This is a genomic window from Caulobacter sp. GW821-FHT09B08, assembly GCF_059418225.1.
This window is the reverse complement of sequence record NZ_JBWKPL010000004.1, coordinates 88,294-113,795: the sequence shown is the minus strand read 5'-3', so window position 1 is coordinate 113,795 and position 25,502 is coordinate 88,294. Positions and strand designations below refer to the sequence as shown.

Below are 25,502 nucleotides of genomic sequence, written 5' to 3'. Positions count from 1 at the left end.
GATCGTCCTCTAGCGGGCGGGCGTCAGGCGGACGGCCGCGCCGCCGCTGGGCGCCAGCTTCAGGGTCAGGACGTCGCCGGCCTTCACCGTCTTCTTGCGGGCCACCAGGTCGGTGGGCGCCGCGCCGTCCTCGCGGATGTCGGCGGCGAACCCGCCCGCGCCCAGGAAGCCCAGCGGGACCTTCACGGTCCGACCGGTCTCGTTGGTCATGGCCCCGACCCACCAGTCCGCGCCCTTGCGACGGGCCACCACGACCGACTGGCCGATTTCGCCGGTCACGAACCGGGTCTCGTCCCAGCTGGCCGGGGTGGCGCTGACGAAGTCGAGCCCAGCGGGGCTGTCGCGATAGGTGTCGGGGCTGTCGGCGACGATCCCGAACGGGCTGTCATAGACCACGTACATGGCCACGGCCTGGCCGCGCGTGGTCTGGACGTAGGGCAGCTCGTTGCGCGGGGTGAACGTGGCCGGCGTGGCGTTGCGGAAGCCGCCGGGGGTGTAGTCCATCGGCCCCAGCAGCATGCGGGTATAGGCCAGGGTGACATTGTGGGTGGCGGTGATGCGGCCGCCCCACTTGTTGTACTCCGCCCCCATGACGCCTTCCTGGGTCATGTAGTGGGGGAAGGTACGGATCAGGCCCGTGGGGTGATAGGCGCCGTGCAGGTCGACCATCAGGTGGTGCTGGGCCGTGCGGTTCAGCAGACGGTGGTAGAAGTCGACCATGGCCTGGTCGTCGCGGTCCATGAAGTCGACCTTGATGCCCTTGATGCCCCACTGCTCGTAGAGGGGCAGGGCCTCGTCCATCTGGGCGTCCAGCGACTTCCAGTTCAGCCACAGCCATAGGCCGACCTTGCGGTCCTTTGCGTAGGCGACGAGGTCCGGCAGGTCGATCTCGGGGATCGGGCGGGTGACGTCGACGCCCGGGCGGACCGTGCCGCCGCCGCCGGCGCCCTGGTTCCAGCCCTCGTCGATCAGCATGTATTCCAGGCCGTTGGCGGCGGCGAAGTCGATGTAGCGCTTAAGGGTCTCGGCGTTCATGCCGGCCTTGGCCACGCCGCTGATCGACGGGCCGTTCCACCAGTCCCAGGCGGCCTTGCCGGGCTTGATCCAGCTGGTGTCGGCGATCTTGGTCGGCGCGCTCAGGGTGGTGGGCAGGGTGTTCTCGATCAGCTGGCCGGCCTTGGGGGCCACCATCACGATCCGCCAGGGCGAGACGACGTCGCCGCCGATGCGGGTGCGCACGGCCACGGTCGGATCGTCCAGACGCGGCGACAGCTTGGCCTGCATGCCCAGGCCCCCGTCGCCGCGTCCGGTCAGGTAGAGGCCGGCCCAGTCCTTGAGGTCCGCCTCGGCCAGGGCGAAGGCGGCGTCGCCGGCCTCGCAGACCACCGGGGCCTCGTAGAGATTGTGCTCGCGGAACATCGACGACTGGATCGGGTCGTACTCGCCCTCGTGACTGGTGCCGAACTTGCCCAGATTGAGGCCCCAGCAGCGGTAGTCGGCCGGGAAGTCGAAGCGGGTCTCTTCATTGCGGATGTCCACCGCGTCCAGGCCCGGCTGGCGCGGCAGCACGTAGCGGAACGCCACGCCCTGGTCGTAGGCCCGCACGATCACGCGCAGCTTGCGATGCAGGCCCTGCGGCTCCTGGAAGTCGACGCTGATCTGGTTGTAGTGGTCGCGGACCGTCTTGGCCTTGCCGACGACCAGGTCGTAGGTGGTGTCGCTGGACGCGGTCTCCGCGCCGGCGATCTTCAGGCCGTGGGTCAGCGAGCCGCCCGCGCTGAGCACCAGGCCCAGGGGCGAGGGCGCCAGCAGCGGCTTGCCGTTGTAGCTGACCGCGTAGCGGGCCTGGCCGCCATCGTCCGAAACCGTGACCTTCAGGGCGCCGTCGGGGGAAGCCAGGGACTGCTCGGCGGCCCGCGCCGCGCCGCTCATGACCACCGCGATGGCCGCGCCGGCCACCAGGCCAGACCGAATTCCCAGCATTTCGTCGCTCCCCGGCGTTTCTATTTGTCACACAAATTAGACTGTGTATGGATCGCCGTCGAGCGATTAGATACCGGTACCAAGGTTGCTCCGACAACGTTGTCGTGCAACTGACAACGCTGTCGGGACTCAACGAGAAAATGTGGGGAGTTATGAATACCAAGGCCTTCTGCGCCGCGTTGCTGGCGACCACCCTGCTGACTGGCGCCGCTTCGGCCGCCGACACCAAGAGCACCGCCCATCCGGCCCTGTGGCCCGCGGCCAAGAGCCAGGGCGTCGTCGATCCTCAGACCGAAGCCTTCGTGGAGTCGCTGCTCGGCAAGCTGACCCTCGAGGAGAAGGTCGGCCAGATGATCCAGGGCGACATCGGCTCGGTGAAGCCGGAAGACCTGAAGACCTATCCCCTGGGCTCGATCCTGGCCGGGGGCAGCTCGCCGCCGCTGGGCGCGCCCGACCGCTCGCCGATCGGCCCGTGGGTGGACTCGGTGAAGGCCTATCGCGCCGCCGCCGAGCAGCGCGTGGGCGGCACCCACATCCCGCTGATGTTCGGCATCGACTCGGTGCACGGCCACGGCAACGCCGTCGGCGCCACGCTCTTCCCGCACAACAGCGCCCTGGGCGCGACCCGCGATCCCGAGCTGATCCGCAAGATCGGCGCGGCCACCGCCCAGGAAACCGCCGCCAGCGGCTTCGACTGGGCGTTCGGCCCGACCCTGACCGTGCCCCGCGACGACCGCTGGGGCCGCGCCTACGAGGGCTATTCGGAAGATCCGGAGATCGTGCGCCTCTACGCCCGCGAGATGATCCTGGGCCTGCAGGGCGCGGTGTCGCCCTTCAAGGGCGGCGGACCGGGCATCCTGCAGCAGGGCCACGTGGCGGCCAGCGCCAAGCACTTCCTGGGCGACGGCGGCACGCACGAGGGCAAGGACCAGGGCGACACCCAGGTCTCCGAGGCCGAGCTGATCCGACTGCACGCCCAGGGCTACGTGCCGGCTATCGACGCCGGCACCCTGACCATCATGGCGTCGTTCTCCAGTTGGAACGGCGAGAAGATGCACGGCAACAAGAGCCTGCTGACCGACGTGCTCAAGGGCAAGATGGGCTTTGACGGCTTCATCGTCGGCGACTGGAACGGCCACGGTCAGGTCGCCGGCTGCACGCCCACCAACTGCGCCCAGGCCGCCAATGCGGGCCTGGACATGTACATGGCCCCCGACAGCTGGAAGGGCCTGTTCGACAACACCGTGGCCCAGGTCAAGTCGGGCGAGATCCCGATGAGCCGCGTCGACGACGCCGTGCGCCGCATCCTGCGCGTGAAGGCCAAGATCGGCCTGTTCCAGCAGTCGCGTCCGCTGGAAGGCAAGGAGGCCGTCATGGCCTCGGCCGAGCACAAGGCCATCGCCCGCCAGGCGGTGCGCGAGTCGCTGGTGCTGCTGAAGAACAACGGCGTCCTGCCGGTGAAGGCCTCGGCCAACATCCTGGTCGCCGGTTCCGGCGCCGACGATATCGGCCAGCAGGCCGGCGGCTGGACCCTGTCTTGGCAGGGCACCGGCAACACCAAGGCCGACTTCCCCAACGCCCAGTCGATCTATTCGGGCCTGAAGGAAGCGGTCGACGCGGCGGGCGGTTCGGCCACGCTCAGCGTCGACGGCAGCTTCGACAAGAAGCCGGACGTCGCCATCGTGGTGTTCGGCGAGACGCCCTATGCCGAGGGCGTGGGCGACATCAAGACCCTGGAATTCCAGCCCGGGACCAAGACGGACCTGGCCCTGCTGAAGAAGCTGAAGGCCGCCGGCGTGCCGGTGGTGGGCGTGTTCCTGTCGGGCCGTCCGCTGTGGGTGAACCCCGAGATCAACGCCTCGGACGCCTTCGTGGCCGCATGGCTGCCCGGTTCGGAAGGCGGCGGCGTCGCCGACGTGCTGATCGGCGACAAGGCGGGCAAGCCGCGCAACGACTTCCACGGCAAACTGTCGTTCAGCTGGCCCAAGACCGCTGGCCAATTCACCCTGAACCGCGGCGACAAGAACTACGCGCCGCAGTTCGCCTACGGCTACGGCCTGACCTACGTCAGCAAGACGCGCCTCGGCCAACTGTCGGAGAAGCCGGGCCTGACCGTGGCGGCCGAGAACGTCAGCAACTACTACGTCGCCGGCAAGACGCCCGCGCCGTACGAGTTCAAGCTGACCCCGACCACGGCGGTGCAGATCCGTCCCGTGGACGCCGGCAACGTGCAGGAAGCCGGCCGCCAGATCACCTTCTCGGGCGACCTGCTGGCGACGGCGGCGATCTCGGGCGAGCAGGCCGACCTGACGTTCCAGACCAACGCCGAAATGAACCTGCAGATCGACTATCGCCTCGACGCCAAGCCGACGGCGCCGGTCAGCCTGGCCATCGGCTGGGGCAAGCTGGACCTGACGCCGGTGCTGAACGCATCGCCGGTGGGCGAGTGGAAGAGCCTGAAGATCCCGCTCAAGTGCTTCCAGGCGGCCGGGACCGACGTCACCAAGGTCGTCACCCCGTTCGAGCTGGCGACCGCCGGCAAGCTGACGGTGTCGCTGCAGACCGTGAAGCTGAGCACCGACCCGGCGGGCGCGACCTGCCCGGGCAAGGCGGCGAACTGACTTTTATACCGCTCATCCCGGCTGCCGTCGGGGTGAGCGGATTTTGATTTGGGTGCAGGCCATGCGTTCGATGATCCTCGGCCTCGTGGCCGCCACCGCCCTGACCGTCTCGGCCCAGGCCGCGCCCCTCCTGGCTCCGGTCTTCACCGATCACGCCGTGCTGCAACGCGGCCAGCCGATCCGCGTATGGGGCGCGGCCAAGCCGGGGGCGGTGGTCTCGCTGAAGCTGGGCGAGGCCGAAGCCTCGGCCACCGCCGACGCCACGGGGCGCTGGTCGGCGGCCTTCCCGGCCCGCGAGCCGGGCGCGGCCCTGACCCTGACCGCCAAGGCCGACGGCGACACCCAGACGATCTCGGACCTGCTGGTCGGCGACGTCTGGCTGTGCTCGGGCCAGTCGAACATGGAATACCCGCTGCGCCGGTCGCTGAACGGCGAGGCCGAGGCGGCCAATTCGGCCGATCCGAACATTCGCCTGTTCCAGACCGGCCGCGTCAGCCTGCCCGAGCCGACCGCCGTCCTGCCCAAGGAAGCGGCCTGGCGCGCGGCCAGCCCGGAGTCGGCCAACAACTTCAGCGCCGCCTGCTTCTTCATGGGGCGCGAGATCAAGAAGGCCACCGGCGCGCCCATCGGCCTGATCGACGCCACCTGGGGCGGCTCGGTGATCCAGGACTGGATCAGCCGCGAAGGTCTCCACGCGCTGGGCGACTATGACGAGGGCCTGGCCGTGCTGGCCGACTACGCCAAGTCGCCGGACCTGGGCATGGCCCACTGGAGCGCCATGCTGGGCCGCTGGGCCGCCAAGGCCGAGCCCCAGGCCGCTGCCTGGAGCCGCCCGGATTTCGACGACCGCGCCTGGGCGACCATGCCGGCCGAGCAGTTCTGGGAGACCAATCCGGGCCTGGAGACCTTCGACGGGACGATCTGGCTGCGGGCCACGATCACCCTGAGCGCCAAGCAAGCCAAGCAGGGCGCGACCCTGGCCCTGGGTCCCATCGACGACCTGGACACCACCTTCGTCAACGGCCGCGAGGTCGGCTCGTCCCAGGGCTGGGACCGGCCGCGCGAATACAAGATCGCGCCGGGCGTGCTGAAGGCGGGCGCCAATGTCATCGCCGTGCGGGCCATCGACACCAGCGGCGGCGGCGGGGCCTGGGGGCCGGCCGCCCAGAAGGGGCTGAAGCTGGACGACGGGTCGTTCGTTCCGCTGGGCGCGACCTGGCGCTACAAGGTTTCGGCCACCATCGCCCAGTCGGGCTTGCCGCCCCAGGCTCCGTGGGTGGGCACCAGCGGCCTGTCGACCCTGCGCAACGGCATGATCGCGCCGCTGATCCCCTACGGCGTCAAGGGTTTCGCCTGGTACCAGGGCGAGGCCAATGTCGCCGAACCGGCCGCCTATGCGCGCCTGCTGCCGGCCCTGGTCGCCGATTGGCGGGCGTCGTTCCAGGCGCCCGACGCGCCGTTCCTGGTGGTGCAGCTGGCCGATTTCGGGCCGCGCCAGACCCGGCCTGCCGAGTCCGGCTGGGCGGGGGTGCGCGACGTCCAGCGCCGCACGGCCGCCGCCGATCCCAAGGTGGGCCTGGCCTCGGCCGTCGACATCGGCGACGTCTACGACATCCATCCGGCCAACAAGCAGCAGGTCGGCCATCGCCTGGCCCTGCTGGCCCGCAAGCTGGCCTATGGCGAGACCAGCCTGGTCGCCGCCGGCCCCGCGCCGTTGTCGGCGACGCGCTCGGGGGCCGTGGTGACCGTGCGTTTGGACCAGTCGGCGGTGGTGCAGGGCGATGTCCGCCCGGCCGGCTTCGAGCTGTGCGACGCCGGCGCCGCCTGCCGGTTCGTGGACGCGACCGTGAGCGGCGACCAGGCAGCCCTGGCGGTTCCGGCGGGCTTCACGCCGGTCAAGGTCCGCTTCGCCTGGGCCGACAGTCCGGTCCTGAACCTCTACGGCGCGACGGGCCTGCCGGCCACGCCGTTCGAGCTGGCGATCGCGCCTTAAGGCAAGAACGCGCGGAAATCAGGGTTTCACCCCATGGCAGCGCAGCCGTGAGGCGCCTACGGTCACGGTCTGGCTTATGCTTGCCGGCCGTCGATACCCTCGGGGTGTCGAGGAGGCGCGGGCAGGGGGCGGGCGGCGCGCGCTGAAAAGCGCGCGCCGTTAACCAGCAACCCCTTGGCGCATAAGGGCATTGTCTCTTTCAGAGTGGCTTTGGAAGAGTTGGCGTGTCCGATCTCGCGTACCAGCGTCTGGCCGACCTGTGGGAGGCGGTGTTCGGCGACAAGCCGTCCGTCGTCGCCGAGCCCGGCCTGACGGCGGAGATCATGGTCAAGTGCCTGCCGCCGGCCGAACCTTACAGTTTCAAGAGTGACGACGACGAGGAGGGCCACTAGGGACGCCCCCTCCGTCATGTCGCGTATCCGCGCCATGCCACCTCCCCCGCTATGCGGGTGAGGAGGTCTCGCGCTGCACCTCTCCTCACCCGTGAAACGGGGGAGGTGGCGCGATGCGAAGCATCGTGACGGAGGGGGCGTCCTTGGTCTTAGGCCGCCCAGGCGGCCGCGAAGCGTTTCAGCTGCGAGCGGGCGGCGCTCTCGGCGCCGTCGCCCAGGGCTTCCAGGCGCAGGAAGAGGTCGCCGGCGCGGTGGGCGGCGCGGGCCGGCAGGCCCTGGCCGGGCATACGGACCAGACCCCGCGCGGCGGCCTTGGTGGAGATCCAGACCAGGCGCGGGCCCAGGGCCGTCGTCACCTCGATGCGGCCGCCTTCGGCCAGGGCGCGGGCGTCCAGGCGCGCGGTCAGCCATAGGTCGTCGCCGCGCACCAGGGCGTCGGGATCGTGCTCGATCGCCACGCGGAACATCACGTCCTCGACCCGCACCTTGTCGCCTTCGCGCAGGCCGGCGGGTAGGGTAAGGCGCAGCTTGCGGGCGTCGAGCGCCAGATCCAGCGCGCCGCCGCCGAAGGCCAGGGCGGCGTCGATCCGCAGGGTGGCCTGTTCGACGCGGGCGGGCTCGGTCACGGCGGGGGGGAAGTGGATCGGCGGGACGGGCGTGTCCTGCAGCAGGCGGTAGGCGGCCAGCACGTCGCGGAACAGGGCCGCGTCGCCGCCGGGACGGTCGGGATGGGCGCGCTTGGCGGCCTCGCGATAGGCGGCCCGCAGCTCGCGCTCGTCGGCGCCGGGCGCCACGCCCAGGATGGCGCGGGCGGCCTGGAGACTGAGAACGGAAGACGAGCCGGCGGTCATGCCGCGACCCTGCCGCCCTTTGGTCAACGGCGGGTTAAGTTAAGACATTCGGGTCGGTTAGCGGATCTGAGTGCCCAGCAGCCAGACCAGGCCGAAGATGCCGAAGACCCCGGCCGCGAAGACGATCACCGCCCATGAGCCGCTCTTGCGATACCAGGTGACGGGGACGTCGACCTCGGGTCCCTCGACCCGCGCCTGCTCGGCCGCCTTGGCCTGGACGCGCCAGAGATTCCAGGCCCCCGCCGCGAACAGGAACAGGCCGCCCAGCGCCAGGAAGATCCAGTCCTGGACGTCGTCGCCCTTCCATTTGACGGCCTCGACATAGCCGATCCAGAGGCTGGCCGCGCACCACAGCGCCAGGGGAATCCAGGCCAGTCGCGCCCGCGTGCCGAGTTTCATAGGGTGTCCTTCATGTCGCGCGGCAGATGCGCGCGACATGCCTCTGACGTCAAGCGTGGCCCGCCGATGCGAGGCGCCCTATATCCAGCCCATGACCGACGCGCCCCTGATCCCCGCCTCGCCGTCCGAGGACGACTATGTCCGCCAGGTGACCGAGGCGACGCCCCCGCCGCTGCTGCCGGAGGGCGATCCGATCCGCCTGTTCGAAGAGTGGCTGGCCGAGGCCGGCAAGAGCGAGCCCAACGATCCCAACGCCGTGACCGTCTCCACCGTAGACGCCGACGGCCTGCCGGACTCGCGCATGGTGCTGCTTAAGAGCGTCGATGAACGGGGCTTCGTCTTCTACACCAATACCCAGAGCGCCAAGGGCGTGGAGCTGAACGCCCATCCCAAGGCGGCCCTGCTGTTCCACTGGAAGTCGCTGCGCCGCCAGGTGCGGGTGCGCGGCGCGGTCGAGCCGGTCACCGAAGCCGAGGCCGACGCCTATTTCGCCAGCCGCGCTCGTCACAGCCAGCTGGGCGCCTGGGCCAGCGACCAGTCGCGGCCGCTGCCCGACCGCCTGGCCCTGGAACGCCGGGTGGCCGAGATGGCGCTGAAGTTCGGCCTGGGCAAGGTGCCGCGCCCGCCGCACTGGTCGGGCTACCGCGTCGTGCCGCAAGTCATCGAATTCTGGCGCGACCGCCCCTTCCGCCTGCACGAGCGACTGGTCTACCAGCGCGACGGCGAAGGCTGGGGGACGACGCGGCTGTATCCGTAGCGCTCACCCCTTTACCCCATACCGGGCCAGGAAGGTTTCGACCGCTTCGGCGGCGATCTCGCAGAGGGGGCGGGCCGGGAGGGTGTCGTCGCCGGCCAGCAGGCCGCGCAGCAGGGTGGGGTGGTCCAGCATGCCCAACAGCTGGTCGGCCGCGCGAGAGGGGGTGTCGACCGCCAGTTCGCCGCGCGCGGCCAGGGCCTCGATCACCCGGACCGCCGCCCCGCCCAGCACCTCGCCGACGCTGGTCTGGAAGTCATCGGCCACCGACTCGAACCGCCGCCGCTCGTTGGTCACCATCCGGAACATCGCCCGGGTGCCGGGCCGCGACATGAAGGTGGCGTAGGCCAGGGCGAAGGCGGTCAGGCGGGTCCTGGCGTCGCCTTCGGTGCGCAGGCTTTCCAGCACCGGCTCGGCCATGCGCTGGACGGCGTCGCGCACCACCAGCTCGAACAGCTTGGCCTTGCTCGGAAAGTGGGCATAAAGGGTAGCGGTGGAGACGCTGGCCAATCGAGCCACCAGCTCCATGCCGGCGTCGGGATAGCCTTGCTTGAGGAAGACGCCGCGCGCGGCCGTCAGGATCTCGATCTTCTTGCGTTCGGACCGGTTGGGTCCATCGCCGGTAAGCATGTAGCGTGACTCGATCTTCGGTGAACTTCACCATAATCACTCAACCCAAGCGCAAGCAAGGCGTCACGCGCGACGTGAACGGAACTTTCCGCTATGGGGACGCCGGCGCCCGTTCTCTTGGCGCGATGCATGAGGCTTTGGCGTGATCAAGGACGCGGAAACGGTTCGCGAGCAGGAAGTGGCCGCCTGGATGGGCGAACGGGCCGACCGGGTCATCGAGACCTCTTGCGCCCGGGTGTTCCTGGTCGGCGAGGCGGCCTGGAAGGTCAAGCGTCCGGTCAATTTCGGCTTTTTGGACTATTCCACCCTGGAGCTGCGCCGCTGGTCCCTGGAGCGGGAGCTCAGCTTCAACCGCGCCGCCGCGCCCGACATCTACCGCGCCGTGCGGCGCCTGACGCGGACCGACAATGGCGGCGTCGAGATGGACGGTCCCGGCGAGATCGTCGAATACCTGCTGGAAATGCGCCGCTTCGACGAGCAGGGCGTGCTGGCCCAGCAGCCCTGGGCCATCGACGACGCTCTGGAGGAGTCGCTGGGCCGCACCATCGCCCAGTTCCATGCCGGAGCGCCGCTGCGCCCCGAGGGCGGCGGAGTGGGGGCCCTGGGCTACACCATCGCCTCCAACGCCAACCTGCTGCGGGGTCTCGCCCCGCGCCTGGGCGCCCAGGCCGTCGAGCGGCTGATCGCCGAGACCGACCTGGCCCTGGCGCGCCTGGCGCCGTTGCTCAACGAGCGCGCCGGCCGGGGCTTCGCGCGCCACTGCCACGGCGACCTGCACCTGGGCAACATCCTGGTCGAAGAGGGCAAGCCGATCCTGTTCGACTGCATCGAGTTCAACGACTCGCTGTCGGACATCGACATCCAGTACGATCTGGCCTTCCTGCTGATGGACCTGGACTTCCGCCGTCGCCGCGATGCGGCCGGCCGGGTGCTGAACGCCTATCTGGACGAGGCCGCCCGCGCGTTCGGCGAGGGGCTGTGGACCGGTCTCGCGGCGCTGCCGCTGATGCTCAGCGTCCGCGCCGCGGTGCGCACTCACGTGTGGGCCTACAGCAACGACGACGAGGCCGCGCGCGCCTACCTGGCCACGGCGCTTGAGCACCTGGCGCCCAAGCCGGTCAGCCTGGTGGCCACCGGCGGCTTCTCGGGCTCGGGCAAGTCGACCTTCGCCCGCGTCTGCGCGCCGGGCTTGGGCGCGGCGCCGGGCGCGGTGGTTCTGCGCACCGACGAGATCCGCAAGCGTCTGCTGGGCGTGCCGTCGCTGCAGCGCCTGCCCAAGGAAGCCTACACGCCGGAAATGAGCGACCGGGTCTATGACGAGCTCTTCCGTGACGCAGCCCTGACCCTGGCCGCCGGCCGCTCGGTGGTGGTCGACGCGGTGTTCCTCAAGCCCGAGCAGCGCGCCCGCGCCGAGGCCCTGGCCAAGAGCGCCGACGTCGCCTTCCAGGGCGTCTGGCTGGAGGCCCCGCCCGAGGTGCTGCGCGCCCGCGTCGCCGCCCGCGTCAACGACGCCTCCGACGCCGACGTGGCCGTGCTGGAAAGCCAGCTGACCCGCGACACCGGCGAGATCGCCTGGCGCAAGGTCGACACGGTCAGCGCCTTCGAGGACGAGGCCCGGGCCCTGGCGGAGTCGATGGGCTAGCGACCCATTGATGATCTGAGTTCATCACCGCATGCCGATTTAAGCGCATAGTCGCTGACCGGCGTTCGGCCTACTTCCTCCAGCGAGGTCGCGCGGTCGTCGCGCGACGCGCGGCCAAGGGAGTTGGGCATGACGGAAGTCGTCGTCGTCATCGGGGCGGGATCGATCGGCCAGGCCATCGCCCGCCGGGTCAGCGCGGGCAAGCACGTGCTGCTGGCCGACCTGCGGTTGGACAACGCCGAGGCCGCCGCCAAGACCCTGAGCGAGGCCGGCTTCGTGGTCAGCACGGCCACGGTCGACGTCTCCTCGCGGGCTTCGGTCGAGGCCCTGGTCCAGGCGGCTACGGCGCTGGGCGAGGTCACGGGCCTGATCCACGCCGCCGGGGTTTCGCCCAGCCAGGCGCCGCCGGAGGTGATCCTGAAGGTCGACCTCTATGGCACGGCGCTGGTGCTGGAAGCGTTCGGCGTGGTCATGGCGCGGGGCGGGGCGGGGGTGGTCATCGCCTCGCAGTCGGGCCACCGCCTGCCGGCCCTGACGCCCGAGCAGAACACGGCCCTGGCCACGACGCCGGTCGAGGATCTGCTGGCCCTGCCGATGTTGCAGCCCGACCAGATCGGCGATCCGCTGCACGCCTACCAGGTTTCCAAGCGCGCTAACGCCCTGCGGGTGATGGCCGAGGCGGTGCGGTGGGGAAAGCGCGGCGCGCGCGTCAATACGATCAGCCCAGGGATCATCTTCACCCCTCTGGCCAAGGACGAACTGGAGGGACCGCGAGGCGCGGGCTATCGGCGGATGATCGAGTTCTCGCCGGCCGGACGCGGCGGCACGCCCGACGAGGTCGGCCACGTCGGGGCGCTGCTGATGGGACCCGACGGGGCCTTCATCACCGGCAGCGACTTCCTGATGGATGGCGGGGTGACGGCGGCCTACTGGTTTGGAGAACTGGCGCCGAAGTGACGCCCTAGGATCGGGCCGCTTCCGCGCAGCGTCCGGTCTTGGTCCTTACCGCGCCGCAGATCGCCGTCAGCAGTTCCACCGGCCGGATCGGCTTGCCCAGGTGGTCGTCGAAGCCCATGGCCAGGAACCGTTCGCGGTCGCCCGACATGGCCGAGGCGGTCAGGGCGATGACCGGCACGGCCGGGTCGCCCGCGCGGCCGGCGCGGATTTCGGCCAGGGCGGTCATGCCGTCCATCACCGGCATGTTGATGTCCATCAGCACCGCGTCGAACGATCCGACCTTCAGGGCGTCCAGCGCCGCCTGGCCGTCGTCGACGATGGTCAGGACCGCGCCCGTGGCCTCCAGCATGGTGCGGACCACCACCTGGTTGATGGCGTTGTCCTCGGCCATCAGCACGCGCAGAGCGTCGAGATCGGACGCGGGCTCGGCCCAGTCGTCGTCCTCGGTCTCGAGAGCGGGGGCGGCGATGGGGGCGGCGCGCAGGGTGAAGACGAAGGTCGCGCCGTCGCCGCCGCTTTCCAGCGTCAGGTCACCGTCCATCTGGCGGGCCAGGGCGCGCGAGATGGTCAGGCCCAGGCCCGTGCCGCCGTGGCTGCGCGAGACGGCGTTGTCGGCCTGGGTGAAGCTGTCGAAGATGCGGTCGTGGACCTGGGCGGCCACGCCGATGCCGGTGTCGATCACCCGCAGCCGGACCTCGCAAAGCCCGTCCGGGCCGGTGGCCGAAGCCGCCGCCTGCACGGTGACTCCGCCCTGGCTGGTGAACTTCAGCCCGTTGGAGATCAGGTTCATCAGCACCTGGCGGATGCGCTGCGGGTCGGCCGAGATCCAGTCGGGCGTGGAGGGATCGATCTCGACGCGCAGCCACAGGCCCTTCTCGGCGGCCGCGTCGCGCCAGGCGTCGCCGGCGGCGCGGACCAGGTCGGGCAGGTTGGTCGCCACGTGGTCGAGATCGACCTTGCCGGCCTCGATCTTCGACAGGTCCAGAACGTCGTTGAGCACCTGCATCAGGCTGTCGCCCGACTTGATCATCAGGCGCACATGGCGGCGCTGGGCCTCGTTGAGATTGCTGCGGTCCAGGGCGTAGGCCATGCCCAGCAGGCCGTTCATCGGGGTGCGCAGCTCGTGGCTGGTGACGGCCACGAAGGTGGACTTGGCGCGGTTGGCCTCCAGGGCCCGCTCGCGCTCCTCGCGCAGGCCACGGGTCAGGTCGTCCATCCGCCGCGCGGCGGCGCGGTTGGCCATCATCACGCTGATCGAGGTGGCCACCAGCATCACCAGGCTGATCCGGGCGATGTCGGCGCCCACGCCGTGCGCGCCGGGGAAGAAGAAGATCGGGAAGACCAGCAGGCACAGCATCGGTGCGCCGGCGCTGTTGGCGATCAGCACGGCCGGTTGGTGGCGGAAGTTCTGGGTGAAGATGATCTGGCCGGCCCACAGGGCCACGGCGCCGATCTTGAAGCCGTCCTCGGGCGCCAGCCAGTAGAGCATGCCCAGGATGGCCCAGGTGAAATTGATCGGCAGGGCCGCCCAGACGAAGACCGCGCGCTCGCGTGGCGAGCCGGGGACTCCGCGCTTGAACCGGCGGGTGGTCAGGCGCGCCAGGGCCTCGCCGACCACCAGGGCGCCCAGCCAGACCAAGGCGGTCTTCCAGCTCAGGGCGTAGGCGGTCAGGGCGGCGCAGGCCAGGGCCGGGAACAGGCGCGAGGGCAGCAGGCGATGGGTGTCCATCGCCACCTCGTCCAGCCGGTCGTCGGCCCATATGGCGTCGAAACTCTTCACCGCGCTCCGGTCTCGTAGGGCTGTCCTGTCGTTCAGCCGACACAATAGGCCATCGTCACTAGCATGGCCTGAACGGCGCCTGCGACGGATTGGCGCAACCCTGTCGGTTTCGCGTTCGGTTTCGCTTCAAGCGCGCGCCGCGTTGCGCCGCCGCGGCCGCGCCGCTAGCCTTGGCTGAACAACGATAACGGATCGGGAGAGCGTGGCCGATGCAGGGCTTGATGCAGCACGGGGCCTTGACGGTCGACAAGATCATCGACCACGCCGCCCTGTGGCACGGCGGGCGCGAAGTCGTGACCCGCTCGGTCGAGGGGCCGATCGTCCGCACCACCTACGCCGCCATCCACGACCGCGCCAAGCGGGTGTCCAACGCCCTGCTGGCCCTGGGGATCAAGTCGGGCGACCGCGTCGGCACCCTGGCCTGGAACACCGCCCGCCACATGGAGGCCTGGTACGGCATCATGGGCATCGGGGCGGTGTGCCACACCCTGAACCCGCGCCTGTTCCCCGAGCAGATCGCCTGGATCGCCGATCACGCCGGCGACCGCGCGATCTTCGTGGACCTGACCTTCCTGCCGATCATCGCCGGCATCGTTCCGCGCCTGCCCAGCGTGGAGCACGTGATCGTCTTCACCGATCGCGACCACATGCCGGCCGACTTCAAGCTCGCCGCCGAGGCGCCCCACTTCAAGGGGCTGCTGTGCTTCGAGGACCTGATCGAGCAGTTCGGCGCCGACTGCGCCTGGGGCGGGTTCGACGAGGGCACGGCCGCGGGGCTCTGCTACACCTCGGGCACGACGGGCGACCCCAAGGGGGTGATGTATTCGCACCGCTCCAACTTCCTGCACACCCTGATCACCCTGCAGCCGGACGTGATGGGCCTGTCGCAGAAGGACGTGATTCTGCCGGTGGTGCCGATGTTCCATGCCAACGCCTGGGGCGTGGCGTTCTCGGCGCCCGGCACCGGGGCCAAGATGGTGATGCCCGGGGCCAAGATGGACGGGGCGTCGATCTTCGAACTGCTCGACACCGAGGGGGTCACCTTCTCGGCCGCCGTGCCCACGGTGTGGCAGATGCTGCTGCAACACCTGAAGGACACCGGCGCCAAGCTGCCCGTCCTGCGCAAGGTGGTGATCGGCGGGGCGGCTTGTCCGGAGGTGATCATCCGCGCCTTCCAGGAGGACTATGACGTCGAGGTGGTCCACGCCTGGGGCATGACCGAGACCTCGCCGGTCGGCACCCTGTCGGTGATGACCGACGAGCTGGAGAAGCTGCCCTACGACCAGCAGATGCCCTATCGACTCAAGCAGGGCCGCCCGCCGCTGGGCGTGGAGCTGAAGCTGACCGACGACGCGGGGAACCGCCTGCCGCACGACGGCAAGAGCTTCGGCAACCTGAAAATCAAGGGCCCGATCATCGCCGCCGAATACTTCCGGGGCGCGGGCGGCAAGATCCTGGACGACGAGGGCTTCTTCGACACCGGCGACGTGGCCACCATCGACGACCACGGCTTCATGCAGATCACCGACCGGGCCAAGGACGTGGTCAAGTCGGGCGGCGAGTGGATCAGCACCATCGACATCGAGAACATCGCCCTGGGCCATCCCAAGGCGGCGATGACGGCGGTGATCGGCGTGCCCCATCCCAAGTGGGACGAGCGGCCGATCCTGCTGGTCAAGCTGAAGGACGGCGAGACCGCCACCAAGGAAGAGTTCCTGGAGTTCCTGCAGGGCAAGATCGCCAAGTGGTGGATGCCCGACGACGTGGTCTTCGTCGACGACATCCCGCTGGGCGCGACCGGCAAGATCGACAAGAAGCTGATCCGCCAGCGCATGAAGGACTATGTCCTGCCAGGCGTGGCCGCCGCCGCGGCCGTCGCCGCCGAGGTGGAAGCCGAGGCCGAAGTCGAAGCCGATGGGGGGGAGCCGCCCGCCGCCCCGACCCTGGCCGCCGCCGACGGGGCCCAGGCCGCGCGCATCTACGCCCCCGAGCCGGAGGAGCCGCTGTCGGAGCCGCCGCCCCTGGCCGAGCCGCCGATGCTGGAGCCGCTGGTGGCAGAGGCTTCGGAGGCCGAGGCGCCGGTGGCCGAGCCCGTGGCGCATGTCGAGGCCGAACCGGTCCTGGAAGTCGAACCGGCCCCGGAACCCGAGGCCGCGCCGGAAGCCGAGCTCACCATCGCGCCGATCCTCGCCGCCGCCACCGCCGCGGCCGCCACGGCCGGCGTCGCGGCCGTCGTGTCCAAGCCCGCCGAGCCCGAGGTCGAGCCCGTCTTCGAGGACCGGGGGCACGAGGAGCATTTCCCCCTCGGCCCGCTGAAGCCGACCGAGGCCAAGCTGGCGCCGGTGCCCGAGGAGGCCTTCCACGCCCAGCCGGTCTTCGTGGCCGAGGAGGCGCCGCTGGCCATGCCGCTGATCCCGCCCAGCGCGCGCAAGACCAAGAAGGACGCGAAGAAGAGCGCCAAGAAGACTGGAAAGTCGGGGGGGCTGACCTCGGGCTTGCTCGATCTGGCGATCCTGATCGCCCTGGCGCCGGCCCTGCTGGTCGGGGCGGGGGCTTTGGGCGTCAAGTTCGGGGTGTTCCCGTTGGCGGTCGGCTACGACCAGATGAGTCTGGACTGGGCGCCCAAGGCGGCGATGCTGGGCGTGGCCACCGGCGTGCTGGGCCTGATCGCGGCCCTGTTCGGCGGCATCGCCCGGTTCTGGGGCAAGGCCCTGCTGGCCCTGGCCATCACGGTCGCCACGCTGGGGACCATGGTCGCCGCCAACGCTGTGGGCGGGCGCGCCCCGCCGATCCACGACGTCTCCACAGACTGGAAGACCCCGCTGATGCTGTCGGACGCGGGCCTGGCCGCGCGGGGCGGCGACGCCCAGACCGTCGAGGAGGACCCCAGCCTGCCGGTCGGCTCGCTGGCCTATGCCGGCCGCCGCATCGCCGATGTCAACGCCGAGACCTGCCCGGCCGCCCGCCCGCTGGTGGTCGAGCGCTCGCCCGCCGACGCCTACGAGGCGGCCAAGGCCGCCGTGCTGGCGGCGGGCCTGAGCCTGGTCACCGACGACCCGATCGACGGGCGCCTCGAGGCCACCGGCCAGAGTTTCTGGTACGGTCTGAAGGACGACCTGATCGTGCGGGTGCGCCCCGACGCCAACGGCGCCCGTGTCGACATGCGCTCGGTCGGCCGCGAGCCCGGCGCCGACATGGGCCGCAACTGCCGCCGCTTGGGCGGGTTGCTGGCGGTGGTCAGAGGGTAGGGCGGAGGCTCACCCACTTGCCCCACCTGACCGCTTCGCGGTCTGTCCGCCCCCGTAGGGGGCGGAGGACTTTAAACGCGGCGTCCTCTTCCCCCTTCGGGGGAAGGAGGGCCGAAGGCCCGAAGGGGGCAAGCGGTAGCCTCAGCTGAGCCTGTAGACGCTATCCAACCCCGCCACGCCCTCGCACGTCACGCGCCCCTCTTTCACCAGCAGCAGCATGTGAGCCAGCACCGACATGGCCGCCGCCGGGTGCAGGCGCGGGTCGACGGCGGCGTAGAGCGTCGGGACCATGGCCTTGATGGTGGTCGGGCCAGCCCCCAGCGCCGCCAGCACCTGGGCCTCGCGGGCCCGGCGGTGGTCGGCATAGGCCTGGACGAACGGCGCGACCTCGCGCACAGGCGCGCCGTGGGTGGGCCACAGGGTCTCGAACGCCCGCGCCGCCACCTTCTCCAGGCTGGCGAAATAGTCGCCCATGTCGCCGTCGGGCGGGGTGATCACCGTGGTCGACCAGCCCATGACGTGGTCGCCGCTGAACAGGGCGTTCTCCTGGTCCAGGGAAAAGCAGACGTGGTTTGAGGTGTGGCCCGGCGTGGTCACGGCCCGCAGCGTCCAGCCTGGCCCCTCGAACACGTCGCCGTCGGCGATCTCGACATCGGGGCGGAAGCCGTCGTCCTCGCCGGCCTCCAGCGCCAGGCCCGGCGCCAACTCGGCCAGGTGCGGCGCGCGGCGTCCAAAGATCTTCGCGCCGGTCTTGTCCCGCAGCGGGCGGGCGAGGGGAGAATGGTCGCTGTGGTGGTGGGTGACCAGGATGTGGCTCACCGTCTCGCCCTCCAGCGCCGCCAGCAGCGCCTGGAGGTGGCCGTCCAGGTCCGGGCCGGGGTCGATCACCGCCACGGTCCCGCGCCCGACGATGTAGGTGCCGGTGCCCACATAGGTGAAGGGGCCGGGATTGTCGGCGATCACCCGGCGGATCAGCGGCGAGACCTGGTCGCAGCGCCCGTACTCGAAGTCGATCTCGCGGACGTAGGGGATCATCGCGACCTCATTTGGGGGGCGGCTCCGGCGCCGGACTTGCGGTGAACGACCCGTAAACCTTCCGGAGTACCGATCATGGCCGCCGACGCAGCGATTTTTGTCTCAAAACGGCTCCAGCGCGCGGCCTTCGCCATCCTCTGTCTCATGGCGGCGCAGTTCGTGCTGGCCAGCTGCGAACCCGAGCCCTCGACCATGGCCGCCCGGGTCGCCCTGACTCACCACTACTAGCGCAGGCGCCTAGACGCCCAGCACGCCCGACAGATCGTAGCCGGCCTCGGCGCCCTGGCGCACCAGGGTGGCGCGATCGGCCGAGCCCGAAGCGGCCTGGCCCAGCGACCAGGTGACGATCGAGCGCGTGCCCGACCGGCAGAAGGCCAGGACCGGTCCCTCGGCCGCCTCGACCGCCTGGCGCACGGCCTCCACCTGGTCGTAGGTCGGCCCGCCGCGCACCGGAATATGCACATAGTCCAGCCCCGCGGCCTTGGCGGCGGCCTCGATCTGGGCGCTGGACGGCTGGCCGGGCTCCTCGTCGTCAGGCCGGTTGTTGATCACCAGAACGAAACCTTCGCGCGCGGCGCGATCCAGGTCGTCGGTGGCGATCTGAGGACTGACCGACAGCGAGTCGGTCACGCGTCGAAACCCGGTCATGGCGTCTCATTCGTTAATGGTGGCGAGGCGCCGGACTGGCGCCTTTCGAAGCAACATCATCCCCGAGAGATAGGCGCCCGCGCAACAGTCAGCCGGGGCAAATTGTGTCGAAAACTTGGGCGATGAACGGTGAAATTTCGTCACATTCTAACGATCTGTGACACATTGAAGTCGATAACATCGCTATCCGTCGAAGCATTTTTCCAAAAGTCAACTCGAGGCGGGCGTTTCTGTCCCAATCTCCGCGGCTTGCGCGCCGACATCTTCCCGCCGCGTTTCGTGGGGCGAATTTGCCTTGCGGACCAAGGGGATATGAGGGCTGAGACCCGTGTTATCCCTGGGTTTGCGGCAAATCTGAGCGGCGTTCGTCAGAAATGAGGCGATCGTGTTGCGATAATGCGACAGCACCGGGCGATGTGATTACGGATCGGTAATGGGAATTGACCGCCGAGCGGCGCGCCTCCTAACGTCGGCCCAACCGGGGAAATGTTTTCCGGGACACCTAAGTTCTCGTGGTGGAGTTGGGGCAAAAATCCGTACAGGCCGAACGTAACATCCCCGAAAGGGGACGTGCGGGCGGTCGGGATGCTCTGCCATGCTAGAGGGGATATTATGAAGATGACTTCCACCAAGGGCGGCGCTCGTGCGCGCCTTTTGACGTCGACGCTGCTGGCCGGCCTGGCCACCGTCGCCGCGCCGCTGGCGATCACGGCGGTCGCCACGGCGATCCCGACCATGGCCTCGGCTCAGGACTACACGAGCGGCACCCTGGTCGGCACCATCACCGACTCGTCGGGCGCCCCGGTCTCGGGCGCTTCGGTCGTTGTGAAGTCCACCAACACCGGCATCTCGCGCAACCTGACCACGAACGACGAAGGTAAGTTCCGCGCGGCCCTGATCCCGCTCGGCGGCTACACCGTCAGCGTCTCCAAGGACGGCTTCGACCCGATCACCAACAGCGCCGCGACCGTGCGTCTCGGTGGCGAAAGCGGTTACGGCTTCACGCTGAACCGTCCGGGTGAAGTGGACGCCGTCGTCGTGACCGGCACCGCCAACCCGCAGCTCGACTTCGCCGCGACGACCACGGGTCTGTCGGTCGACGTCGAAGACCTGGCCAAGCAAGTGCCGCTCGGCCGCAGCATCGCCGCCCTGACCCTGCTGGCCCCCGGCGCCGTCAAGGGCTCGGGCGCCGCGCAAAGCAACGGCGCGCTGATCAGCGCCCAGCCCGCCCTGGCCGGCGCTTCGGGCGCTGAAAACGCGTTCTACGTCAACGGCCTGAACATCACGAACTTCAACACCTACCTGGGTGGTTCGACCGTTCCGTTCGACTTCTACAAGACCGTGGAAGTGAAGACCGGCGGTTATCCGGCCGAGTTCGGCCGCGCGACCGGCGGCGTGATCAACGCCGTGACCAAGTCGGGCGGTAACGAGTTCCACGTCCGCATCCACGGCAACTACGAGCCCAACAGCCTGGCCGAGACCAGCCCGGACACCTTCCAGGACGCCAACCACCGCGACGTGGTGAAGTACAAGGACCTGATCACCGAAGTCAGCGGTCCGATCATCGAGGACCACCTGTACTTCTTCGTGCTGAACCAACAGCGCGACTCGAAGGCCTCGGCCTCGTACATCGAAGACGCCTCGACGATCGTCGACCACTCGAACGACCCGTTCTGGGGCGTCAAGCTGGACGGCTACATCACCGACCGTCAGCACGTGGAACTGACCTGGTTCGACACCACCCGTCAGACCGACCGCTCGATCTACGACTATGACTCGACCACCGACACCATCGGCGGTCTGCTGAGCACGACCACGCGTCGCGCCGGCGGTCAGAGCTGGGTCGCCAAGTACACCGGCACGTTCACCGACTGGTTCACCCTGTCGGCCGCCTACGGCAAGAACGACGACGCCGACAACAGCATCCCGTCGAACACCGTTTCGCCGTACATCACCGACCAGCGCGACACCAACAACGTCCGTCAGCTGGGTCCGCAGCGTTCGACCTCGACCAGCCTCGCCGAAACCTCGCGCGAATTCTACCGCGTCGACGGCGACCTGTACTTCAACCTGATCGGCAAGCACCACATCCGCTTCGGCATCGACAACGAAAAGCTGTCGCTGCTGCGCGCCTCGACGCCGGTTGGCGGCCAGTCCTACACGTACAACACCGCGGGCACCGCGGATAAGTACGGCATCGCGGCCGGCACCCAATACATGGCTGTCGTGACCTACCTGAACGGCGGCACCTTCGACGCCGAGAACCAGGCCCTGTACATCCAGGACAACTGGGATCTGACCAGCCGCCTGACCCTGAACCTGGGTCTGCGCAGCGACAGCTTCAAGAACATGAACTCCGCTGGGGAAGTGTTCATCAACTACAAGAACTACAAGGGTCCGCGCCTCGGCTTCATCTACGATGTGACCGGCGACGCCAAGACCAAGCTGTCGGGTTCGTTCGGCCGCTACTTCCTGCCGGTGGCGTCCAACACCGCCTACCGTCAGACCGGTGGCGAACTGTACTTCACCGAAGTCTTCCTGATGGGCAGCCAGCCTGACCCGACCACGGGTCTGGCGACCCGCGGCGCCCAGGTGCTGAACTTCTCCGGCGCGGCGCCTTGCCCCGCCGGCGGCGTCGGCCCGACGGGCGTGAACGGGTGCGAGGTGACCGGCGACGGTTCGCCCACCCCGATCACCTCGACGGTGTCCAAGAACCTGAAGCCCACCTACGAAGACGAATACATCCTGGGTCTGCAGCGTCAGTTCACGCCGCTGTGGAAGGCGGGCGTCAACCTGACCTACCGCACCCTGGGCCGTTCGGCTGAAGACGTGGCCATCGACGCCGCCGTCAACGCCTACTGCATCCGCGAGTTCGGCGCCTACAAGACGATCCCGGGCTGCTCGAACTTCACCGGCTTCCACCAGTACACGATCATCAACCCGGGCGAGGACGCGACCATCACGCTGCGTCGCCCGATCAACGGTGAATCCACGGCTCGCACCATCACCTTCTCGGCCGCCGACCTCGGCTACCCGACGGTGAAGCGCGAATACACCGCCCTGGAAATCAACTTCGAGCGCGCGTTCGACGGCAAGTGGACCCTGCAGGGTTCGGCCGTGTTCTCGGAATCGAAGGGCAACTACGAAGGCGCCGTGAAGTCGGACGTCGGCCAGATCGACAGCGGCATCACGCAAGACTTCGACCAGCCGGGTCTGACCCAAGGTTCGTACGGCCTGCTGCCGAACCACCGCGGCTATCAGTTCAAGGTCTTCGGCGCCTACGCCGTGACCGACAACCTGCTGCTGGGTGCCAACGCGAGCCTGATCTCGCCGAAGCACCTGGGTTGTATCGGCGTGCACCCGACCGACGTCTACGCCAAGGCTTACGGCGCGGCTTCGTTCTTCTGCCAAGGCAAGTCGACCCCGCGTGGTTCGCAGTTCGCCACGGACTGGACCAAGAACCTCGACCTGTCGGTCAAGTACACGGTTCCGGACCGGTTCTCGCTGCCGGGCGCTCTGTCGCTGCGCGCTGAAGTCTTCAACGTCTTCAACAGCAAGGCCGTCGCCAACGCTTGGGAATTCGGCGACACCGAAACCGGCGCGGTTGACTCCCGCTACGGTCTGCCGACCTCCTACCAGTCGCCGCGTTACGTGCGCCTGGGCTTCGACTGGGAATACTAAACCCCAGTCGCCGAGCGATCGGACAAGGATGGCGGGCTCTTCGGAGCCCGCCATTTTTTTATGCCTGAACGAGAGGGCGCGCGCGGGGAGGGGTTGTCCGAAGCCCGCCAGGGCCGAAGGCGAGGCCTCACGAAGGTCTCCGGCCAACAGCGACCGCATGGCCGCCCTCAAGCGGCTGGGCGGAAGCATGCGGACCATGGACGAGGTTCGATGGCTCGATCTCCTGCCGGGACGCTAGCGCGCCCAGGCGTCGCCGAGAGCCGATTTCCGGCGGCGTCGCCCGACGGTAGGCCGCGCCCAAGCCGATCTTGGCCTTCCAGACAAGCGCGCAACGCGCCGAACCGGGACCGACCCGAAGCGCCGAATTCACACGTGCGTCCCGGCTCCCCGCCCGCTTCGCCGGGCCTCGGTCGGGATGGCCGTCTTTCCGTGGCTTTGGGTTCGGGAACGCCGCTACGAAAAAGGGCCGCCCGGTCGCCCGGACGGCCCTTGGTCTTGATCGCGGCGTTGGCGCCCTATCGCACCGGCGTGTCGGCCAGCACCGCCGCGCCGCTGGGCGTGGATTGCAGGCGAGCGCGGGCCATGTCGTCCAGGATCGACTGGGCGCGCGGGTCGCCCAGCAGCCAGGCCGAGGCGGCCAGGGTCCGCATCGAGGTCCCGCTGACGCCCAGGGCGCGCTCCAGGGCCTCGAACGGCGAGTTGGAGCCGCCGATCTTCTTGAGCCTGGTGTCGCCCTTGAGGTTGGCCAGGGCCTTGGCCTTTTCGACCGCCTCGTAGAAGCCGCCCAGCTCGTCGACCAGGCCCAGCTGCTTGGCCTGGACGCCCGTCCAGACCCGGCCCTTGGCGATCTCGCGCACCCGCTCGGGCGGCAGCTTGCGGCCCTCGGCGACGCGTTCGATGAAGCCGGCGTAGATGCGGTCCATCCAGCCGGCGAACTTGGCCCGCTGGTCGGGGGTGAAGCCGTCGGCCGAGCCGAACGCGCCGGCATAGTCGCCGCCCACGTGCAGCTGGCGGGTGTCGACGCCGAACCGCTCGAGGGCCGGACCCAGGGCGAACTTGCCGCCGTAGACGCCGATCGAGCCGGTCAGGGTGGAGGGCTGCGCCACGATCGCCGAGGCGCCCGAGCTGATCCAGTAGCCGCCCGAGGCCGCATAGGTGCCCATGGAGACCACGACGGGCTTTCCGGCCTTCCGGGCGGCCTTCACGGCGGCCAGGATCTGCTCGGAGGCGGTGTCCGAACCGCCCGGCGAGGAGACGCGGAAGACGATCGCCTTGACGTCCTTGTCGTCGATGGCGTCGTACAGGGCCTTGGCCACCTGGTCGGAATAGATGGTGCTGTCGCCGCCGAACGGCGAGCCGCCCTGGCCGCTGCCGGTCATGATCGCGCCCTCGGCCGAGACCACGGCGATGGCCGGGCCCGACTTGGCCGTCGAGCGCCGGGCGCGCGAGGCGTAGTCGTCGAAGTCCATCAGCTTGGCGCCCTTGCCGGCCTTGGCCAGCAGGGCGTCCTGGACGTCTTTGACTTGGCCGACACGGTCGATCAGCCCCTTGGCCTTGGCCTCCTCGGCGCCGTAGGGACCGGCCTCGATGGTCTTGGTCAGGACGGCCGGGGCGATCTTGCGGTCCTGGGCCGCTGCGGTCATGGCCGAGCCGTAGACCGAGCCCATCCACGACAGCGTCGATTCGCGGTGCGCGGGCGTGTAGTCGCTATAAAGGTAGGGATTGACCGCGTTCTTGTACTCGTAGCGCTGCTCGTAATCGGCCTTGACGCCGTACTTGTCGAAGAAGCGCTTGAAGAACATCTCCTCGCTGGCCGCGCCCACCGCCTGCAGGGCGCTGCCCGGCTGCATCCAGAACTCGTCGGCCGAAGCGCCCAGCATATAGGTCGAGGCGACCATGCCAGACGGATAGAGCCCCTGGCTGTGGGTGAAGATCGGCTTCTTGCCGACCGAGCGGAAGTGCTTGAAGGCCAGGCGCAGCTCGTCGGCCGCCGCCGGGGCCATGCCGCCCTCGGGCAGGCGCACCAGCACCGCCTCGACCTTGTCGTCGGTCTCGGCCCGACGCAGGGTCTCGATGAGCGACATCACCGACTGGCCGCCGCCGCCGCCGAAGGCCGCGAAGGGGTTCTGCGAATCCTGGTCCGACAGGCCGCCACGCAGGTCCAGCTGAAGGACGGTGTGGGCGGGAACCGGGGCCGGACGCGTGGCGCTGGCGGCCATGACGATCAGAAGGAAGGGGACGCCGACGAGGAACAACACCAGGCCCGCGAAGACGCCGGCCAAGGTCATGAGAAACTGCTTCATCGGTCATCCTGCCGCCAAGTGTCGCGCAACCTAGTAGCGACGTTGACGGCGCGGTCAAATGAACAGCGCGCAACCCGGCGTTCGCGCTGCGGCGCGCCGCCCCGAAGGGCGATGACAAGGGTTGGAAAATCTCGGGAAGGAAATGGTCGGAGTGGCAGGATTTGAACCTGCGACCCCTGCGTCCCGAACGCAGTGCTCTACCAGACTGAGCCACACTCCGACTTGGAGGGCGGCTTATAGATGCGCCTCTTCGCTCCCGCAAGCGCCAAAAAACACCCCACAAAAAGAAAAATGACAGCGAAAAAGATCTGCAAAGCGACGTTGCATCCGTCCGACTCCTGCGCTATCTCCACCGCCTCGCCGGGGCCGGATGGCTTCCGCCGTTCCTGCTGGGGAATGGTGTAATGGTAACACTGCGGTTTTTGGTACCGTCATTCTAGGTTCGAGTCCTAGTTCCCCAGCCACTCTCTCCATCTTCCCATCGACAAGCCGATCATCGTCCGCGTGGGACGTCGATGGCCGTTCGCGACGCCTGGCCGATACGCCCGTCGCGGTTTTCCACAGGAAATAGCCTGGGCGTCTCAC

General features: G+C 69.1%; 17 protein-coding genes, 2 tRNA genes and 1 pseudogene. 11 read left to right on the top strand and 9 right to left on the bottom strand.

Annotated elements, in window-relative coordinates:
* Nucleotides 1-9: 9 nt before the first annotated feature.
* Nucleotides 10-1,983: a glycoside hydrolase family 97 protein gene (locus AC07OA_RS13895; RefSeq protein ID WP_494664405.1), complete on the bottom strand. Its 1,974-nt coding sequence runs from the start codon at nt 1,981-1,983 to the stop codon at nt 10-12.
* A gap of 140 nt (nt 1,984-2,123) precedes the next feature.
* On the opposite strand from AC07OA_RS13895, the gene AC07OA_RS13890 reads away from it, so the two are divergent.
* The 4 genes and pseudogenes from AC07OA_RS13890 to AC07OA_RS13875 form a co-directional block, all read left to right on the top strand.
* The gene (locus AC07OA_RS13890) at nt 2,124-4,604 is read left to right on the top strand and encodes a glycoside hydrolase family 3 N-terminal domain-containing protein (protein ID WP_494664404.1); all 2,481 of its coding nucleotides are present in this window, start codon (nt 2,124-2,126) and stop codon (nt 4,602-4,604) included.
* A 61-nt stretch (nt 4,605-4,665) separates the two neighbouring features.
* On the top strand, nt 4,666-6,597 hold the full coding sequence (locus AC07OA_RS13885) for a sialate O-acetylesterase (protein WP_494664403.1): 1,932 nt from the start codon (nt 4,666-4,668) through the stop codon (nt 6,595-6,597).
* A gap of 224 nt (nt 6,598-6,821) precedes the next feature.
* Nucleotides 6,822-6,989, top strand: coding sequence for a hypothetical protein (locus tag AC07OA_RS13880; protein WP_494664402.1), 168 nt, complete (start codon nt 6,822-6,824; stop codon nt 6,987-6,989).
* A pseudogene (locus AC07OA_RS13875) lies at nt 6,988-7,128 on the top strand (hypothetical protein); the annotation flags it as partial. The gene AC07OA_RS13880 and the pseudogene AC07OA_RS13875, both read left to right, overlap by 2 nt.
* Nucleotides 7,129-7,138: 10 nt before the next feature.
* Here AC07OA_RS13875 and AC07OA_RS13870 read toward each other — a convergent pair.
* A complete protein-coding gene (locus AC07OA_RS13870; protein ID WP_494664401.1) occupies nt 7,139-7,840 on the bottom strand; it encodes a DnaJ domain-containing protein in 702 nt (233 codons plus the stop codon).
* A gap of 57 nt (nt 7,841-7,897) precedes the next feature.
* Nucleotides 7,898-8,239 (bottom strand): hypothetical protein, encoded by a 342-nt coding sequence (locus AC07OA_RS13865; RefSeq protein WP_494664400.1) that lies wholly within the window; start codon nt 8,237-8,239, stop codon nt 7,898-7,900.
* Between the two features lie 91 nt (nt 8,240-8,330).
* Here AC07OA_RS13865 and pdxH point away from each other — a divergent pair, with 91 nt between their 5' ends.
* Complete coding sequence (gene pdxH, locus AC07OA_RS13860; protein WP_494664655.1) at nt 8,331-8,996, top strand: pyridoxamine 5'-phosphate oxidase; 666 nt, start codon at nt 8,331-8,333, stop codon at nt 8,994-8,996.
* 3 nt (nt 8,997-8,999) lie between these two features.
* Here the strand turns inward: pdxH and AC07OA_RS13855 are convergent, their stop codons facing one another.
* Nucleotides 9,000-9,623 carry a TetR/AcrR family transcriptional regulator gene (locus AC07OA_RS13855; RefSeq protein ID WP_494664399.1) on the bottom strand — a complete coding sequence of 208 codons (624 nt, stop codon included), beginning with the start codon at nt 9,621-9,623 and terminating at the stop codon, nt 9,000-9,002.
* Nucleotides 9,624-9,765: 142 nt separating this feature from the next.
* Between AC07OA_RS13855 and AC07OA_RS13850 the strand changes: the two genes are divergently transcribed.
* Together AC07OA_RS13850 and AC07OA_RS13845 are read left to right on the top strand one after the other, a co-directional pair.
* Nucleotides 9,766-11,265 (top strand): bifunctional aminoglycoside phosphotransferase/ATP-binding protein, encoded by a 1,500-nt coding sequence (locus AC07OA_RS13850; RefSeq protein ID WP_494664398.1) that lies wholly within the window; start codon nt 9,766-9,768, stop codon nt 11,263-11,265.
* A 129-nt stretch (nt 11,266-11,394) separates the two neighbouring features.
* The gene (locus AC07OA_RS13845; RefSeq protein WP_494664397.1) at nt 11,395-12,222 is read left to right on the top strand and encodes an SDR family oxidoreductase; all 828 of its coding nucleotides are present in this window, start codon (nt 11,395-11,397) and stop codon (nt 12,220-12,222) included.
* 4 nt (nt 12,223-12,226) lie between these two features.
* Here the strand turns inward: AC07OA_RS13845 and AC07OA_RS13840 are convergent, their stop codons facing one another.
* Complete coding sequence (locus AC07OA_RS13840; protein WP_494664396.1) at nt 12,227-14,002, bottom strand: ATP-binding protein; 1,776 nt, start codon at nt 14,000-14,002, stop codon at nt 12,227-12,229.
* Nucleotides 14,003-14,211: 209 nt separating this feature from the next.
* Between AC07OA_RS13840 and AC07OA_RS13835 the strand changes: the two genes are divergently transcribed.
* Nucleotides 14,212-17,250, top strand: coding sequence for a long-chain-fatty-acid--CoA ligase (locus AC07OA_RS13835; protein ID WP_494664395.1), 3,039 nt, complete (start codon nt 14,212-14,214; stop codon nt 17,248-17,250).
* 141 nt (nt 17,251-17,391) lie between these two features.
* Here the strand turns inward: AC07OA_RS13835 and AC07OA_RS13830 are convergent, their stop codons facing one another.
* Nucleotides 17,392-18,285, bottom strand: a complete 894-nt coding sequence (locus tag AC07OA_RS13830) for an MBL fold metallo-hydrolase (protein ID WP_494664394.1) — start codon at nt 18,283-18,285, stop codon at nt 17,392-17,394.
* Nucleotides 18,286-18,360: 75 nt separating this feature from the next.
* Between AC07OA_RS13830 and AC07OA_RS13825 the strand changes: the two genes are divergently transcribed.
* Nucleotides 18,361-18,513 (top strand): hypothetical protein, encoded by a 153-nt coding sequence (locus AC07OA_RS13825; protein WP_494664393.1) that lies wholly within the window; start codon nt 18,361-18,363, stop codon nt 18,511-18,513.
* A gap of 9 nt (nt 18,514-18,522) precedes the next feature.
* Here AC07OA_RS13825 and AC07OA_RS13820 read toward each other — a convergent pair whose 3' ends face one another.
* Nucleotides 18,523-18,933, bottom strand: a complete 411-nt coding sequence (locus AC07OA_RS13820) for a TIGR01244 family sulfur transferase (protein ID WP_494664392.1) — start codon at nt 18,931-18,933, stop codon at nt 18,523-18,525.
* Nucleotides 18,934-19,551: 618 nt separating this feature from the next.
* Between AC07OA_RS13820 and AC07OA_RS13815 the strand changes: the two genes are divergently transcribed.
* On the top strand, nt 19,552-22,614 hold the full coding sequence (locus AC07OA_RS13815) for a TonB-dependent receptor (protein ID WP_494664391.1): 3,063 nt from the start codon (nt 19,552-19,554) through the stop codon (nt 22,612-22,614).
* Between the two features lie 515 nt (nt 22,615-23,129).
* Here the strand turns inward: AC07OA_RS13815 and sppA are convergent.
* Both sppA and AC07OA_RS13805 read right to left on the bottom strand, forming a co-directional pair.
* Complete coding sequence (sppA, locus tag AC07OA_RS13810; RefSeq protein ID WP_494664390.1) at nt 23,130-24,917, bottom strand: signal peptide peptidase SppA; 1,788 nt, start codon at nt 24,915-24,917, stop codon at nt 23,130-23,132.
* Nucleotides 24,918-25,060: 143 nt separating this feature from the next.
* Nucleotides 25,061-25,137, bottom strand: a tRNA-Pro gene (locus AC07OA_RS13805).
* A 170-nt stretch (nt 25,138-25,307) separates the two neighbouring features.
* Here AC07OA_RS13805 and AC07OA_RS13800 point away from each other — a divergent pair.
* Nucleotides 25,308-25,381: transfer RNA gene (locus AC07OA_RS13800), tRNA-Gln, on the top strand.
* The last annotated feature ends 121 nt before the right edge of the window (nt 25,382-25,502 follow it).